Origin of the sequence: Sphaerochaeta sp. UBA5836 (assembly GCF_002432845.1) — a bacterium.
Classification (GTDB): domain Bacteria; phylum Spirochaetota; class Spirochaetia; order Sphaerochaetales; family Sphaerochaetaceae; genus Sphaerochaeta.
Genome location: NZ_DJGW01000025.1, coordinates 566 through 2215, shown reverse-complemented (window position 1 = coordinate 2215; position 1650 = coordinate 566). Strand labels below are relative to the sequence as shown.

Genomic DNA, 1650 nt, shown 5'->3' with positions numbered 1-1650 from the left:
CGCTTGAAGCCGATTTACATCGACCGCATCGATATGGGCATCATGAACCCTGTCACCGAGATCGAGGTAATCAAGGACCAGGATGCCACCGCAGTGCTTGATGCACACAACGGAATGGGCCATGTTGCAGGCTACCGTGCTATGGAAATGGCCATCGAGAAGGCCAAGAAGTATGGTTTGGGCATGGTGGTGGTACGCAACTCCAACCACTACGGTATTGCAGGCTACTTTGCCACCATGGCTACCAAGGCCGGCATGCTGGGCATCACCGGTACCAACGCCCGTCCCTCCATTGCACCGACCCACGGGGTGGAGAACATGCTGGGAACCAATCCTTTGACTTTCGGGTTTCCCACCGATGAGGAGTTCCCCTTTGTCCTCGACTGTGCCACCAGCGTATCGCAGCGGGGCAAGATCGAGGTATACGGAAGGGCAGGCAAGGAGCTTCCCGCCGGTTGGGTGATTGATAGCGAGGGAAAGACCAGAACCGATACGCTGCAGGTGCTTGAGGACCTGACGACCGGCAAGGCAGCCCTTACTCCGCTCGGAGGCATCGGCGAACTCACCGGCGGCTACAAGGGTTTCGGCTATGCAACCGTGGTTGAGATTCTCAGTGCCGCCCTGCAGGACGGAGCCTGGATGAAGGCCCTCAACGGCTTTGACGAGAACCATAAGCCGATTCCCTATCCGCTTGGACACTTTTTCATCGCCATCGATCCCGAACACTTCATGGGGTTGAACACCTTCAAGCGTATCGCCGGTACCATCTGTCGTGAACTGCGCGCAAGCAAAAAGGCTCCGGGCGAGGATTATATCTTCACCGCCGGTGAAAAAGAGTACCTTTCCTACCAGTACCGCAAGGAACACGGCTGCCCGGTTCCTCCTTCACTGCAGAAGGTCATGGTAACCCTGCGCGATAGGTACAAGATGGATTACAAGTGGGATTTTGAGAAGAAATAAGGAAAAGGAGAAATACAGAATGCAAGACGATTTGACCAAGCGCGCGCTTGATTACCACATGATGGATGGAGTCCCGGGAAAGGTCTCGGTTGTTCCATCCAAACCCTGCCAGACTGCCAGCGACCTCGGTTTGGCTTACACGCCCGGAGTTGCAAAGCCTGTTCTGGCCATTGAAGCCAACCCCGAGGATGCCTATAAGTACACCTCCAAGGGAAACTTGGTTGCTGTCATTTCCAATGGGACAGCCATTCTCGGTCTTGGTGACCGTGGAGCTCTGGCCAGCAAACCGGTCATGGAAGGCAAGGGTGTCCTGTTCAAGAGATTCGCCGACATCGATGTGTTCGACATCGAGCTGGATGAGAAGGACCCGGATAAGATCATCGCCATGGTAAAGGCTATGACCCCTACCTTCGGTGGTGTGAACCTCGAGGACATCAAGGGACCTGAGTGCTTCAAGATCGAGCAGGAGCTGATCAAGCAGTGCAATATTCCCATTTTCCACGACGACCAGCACGGAACCGCCATCATTGCAACCGCCGGCCTGATGAACAGCTGCGAGATCGTGGGCAAGAAGCTTGAGGACATCAAGGTTGTCGTCAATGGCGCCGGGGCCGCCGGCATCAGCTGTGCAAAGATGTTTGTTGCGGCGGGTGTGAAACGCGAGCACATCACCATGCTCGACAGCAAGGG

Annotated in this window: 2 protein-coding genes; both read left to right on the top strand. The window is 55.5% G+C overall.

Annotated elements, in window-relative coordinates:
- On the top strand, nt 1-960 hold a 960-nt coding region (locus B3F49_RS01980; RefSeq protein ID WP_293908738.1), incomplete at its 5' end, for an Ldh family oxidoreductase.
- Nucleotides 961-979: 19 nt separating this feature from the next.
- Nucleotides 980-1650, top strand: a 671-nt coding sequence (locus tag B3F49_RS01975; protein ID WP_293908756.1) for a malic enzyme-like NAD(P)-binding protein, incomplete at its 3' end; no start/stop codon positions are given.